Origin of the sequence: Pseudomonas sp. 2VD, from assembly GCF_005503585.1 — a bacterium.
Lineage (GTDB): Bacteria > Pseudomonadota > Gammaproteobacteria > Pseudomonadales > Pseudomonadaceae > Pseudomonas > Pseudomonas aeruginosa.
On sequence record NZ_SCND01000585.1, the window covers coordinates 1 to 2,128 of the forward strand.

The following is a 2,128-nucleotide window of genomic DNA, read 5'->3' on the forward strand; positions in this document are numbered from 1 at the left end:
TTCCAGTACCTTGCGCCGCCATCCCAGGACAGCCCTGTGGTCCACGTCCTGTACGGTTGCCGTAGGACCGAAGTGCTTGAGCAGCGCCTTGGTCGCGGCGCGGTAGATCTTCGCGCTGGCTTCTCGGAGATCGTGCGCGAAGATGTACTCCTCGGTGAGCTGCTGCGGCGTCATTCCACACCTCCTTCGGCATCGGTGATGACCGTGAGGCTTGGGTTGTCCAGAGGCTGCACAGGGAACAGCAGTTTGGGATCCTGGAGCAGGTAAGCCTTGAGCTCCTTCGTCTTGCGAGGACCAGAAACCTTGATGGTCCAGATGTTCAGGTTCTTACTGATCTTCCGGTGTAAACCCTGTTTCTCAAACGCGCGCTGCACCAGCTTCCAGCCGGTCGTCTCCTTGGCCTGGGCCAGCTTTTCGAGCTCTGGATGCTCCTGGACATAGCGCTTGAAGATTCCTGGCGTGACCAGCATGGTGGTCCCGTCGACGGTATGCACCAAGGCTTTGGTGTCGTTGATGAACAGGCGTCGGGCCGCGATTCCAGATTTCATCCAGCCAACGAATCCCTGTCCCAGATCAGTGCTTCTGCTAGGCATAAATACATCTTCAATTGCTTCAGGAGCGCAATCTGTTGGCTCCTTGATCCCTAGTGGCTGCCGTAGGTTCTCCTCCCCGCGAGTATTCATAGGAGAAGCAGCCGATGAGTCGTGGCTAGTGTCTAGCTCTTCTGGTGGCGAAGTGATATTACCAAGAAGCGCGTACAAATCGTCTGTTTCTTCCTGATCAGCAGTTGTTGGTTTTGCAATCGCCTGTATGTCGTTTGCCGGTTTCGCAACGCTCGGCGAAGGTTGGTGGAGCGTCATCTTCGTTTCTGGTGCTTGCTGCTGTTCAATCGGATCGTTGGGAATTTCGCAGGTCGTTTCCGGCTTTTCAGAGGAGGCGTTGCCCTCTTCAATGATGAGTGATCCGCTGTAGGAATCAGGCCGCTCGGCAGGGTCAGCCCAGATCAAGGCTGGAGCGATCTTGAGAAGCGTGAACTTGTTTCTCCACCCAGCACCATTGTCTATCGTGGCCGTCCAGATGGCCTTGTCCTCGGCATTTGTCTGGATGACGGCTTGGTCCTGGAGCATGTTGAAGAACGGCGAGTTGGAGGAGGGCACCCCCTCGATACCCTGGGCCAGCAGGTAGGCTCTCAGTTGATCGGCTGCAGGCTTGCTCACCAGCCAGAGTGCGTCCTGGGTCAGCCATCCATCGGACGGGCCGCTAGGTTGATTCAACTTGAACTTGTCCTTCACCAAGAAGCGAAGGCCGTCTGCCAACTGCCGCTGCAGCGACTGCTTCGGTGCAGCCAGAGCTCGATCCGGATTGCCTCCTAGCTCCTGTGCAACTGAGGCCTGGTCTGCCTTCACGATGATCTCGCCGAGGATCCCGGCGTGCTCGTACTGCCCAGCGAACAGGTAGATCAATTGAGCCCACAGCTCTGGAAAGCGACTGAGCCAATCGAGTGCAGTGCGCGGTAGCAGTTGGTGGATGAGGAGTGCTGAGGCAGCGCCGTGGAGCTGGTATTCGCGGGACTTCACGTACTTGAAGCGGTATGGCTGGTTGATCGGTCCGTTCCAAGGGTGCCAGGTGCTGCCGTCCTGTAGCTCAACCTGCAGGTCGACGACGATCTTGCCTATGTCGTGAGCCAGGGCGCCATACGCCGCGGCGGCCGACCAGGCTTCAGCCTGGGCTGACTGTGACTCCGGCGCTGCGCCGATCGGGAGCAGGTAGGTCTGCCGTACCTTGAGTGCGTAGGCCACGATCTCCAGGCCGTGATCGATCATCCCGCCTGGATGGGCATGGTGATGGTTTTCCGAAGCAGGGAGCTGCTGGACCAGCTCTGCATAGTTGGCCAGTGGCCGCCGGTAGATCTCCTCGAATTGCTGCTTGGATAGCGAGGCACGTTGCCAGATGTTCTCCAGTAGCTGCCGGCGCCGAGGCGTGCCGAGCAGTTCCATGCTGCTCAGAGGAGGGAGGAATCCCCCTGGGGCAGCTTTGGTTGGTGGGGTGGGGGACGGCTTCCTGGATATCCAGGAAAGGAGTTGAAACATGGGAGGCTCCATGACGATTCATGGAGCGGGCTTTTCCG

At 58.5% G+C, this 2,128-nt stretch carries 1 protein-coding gene and 1 pseudogene; both read right to left on the reverse strand.

Annotation, left to right across the window (positions count from 1 at the left end; translation table 11 throughout):
- A pseudogene (locus FFS27_RS32045) lies at positions 1-174 on the reverse strand (site-specific integrase); the annotation flags it as partial.
- Positions 171-2,090, reverse strand: coding sequence for a MobH family relaxase (gene mobH / locus FFS27_RS32050; RefSeq protein WP_034013927.1), 1,920 nt, complete (start codon positions 2,088-2,090; stop codon positions 171-173). The gene mobH and the pseudogene FFS27_RS32045, both read right to left, overlap by 4 nt.
- Positions 2,091-2,128 lie beyond the last annotated feature (38 nt).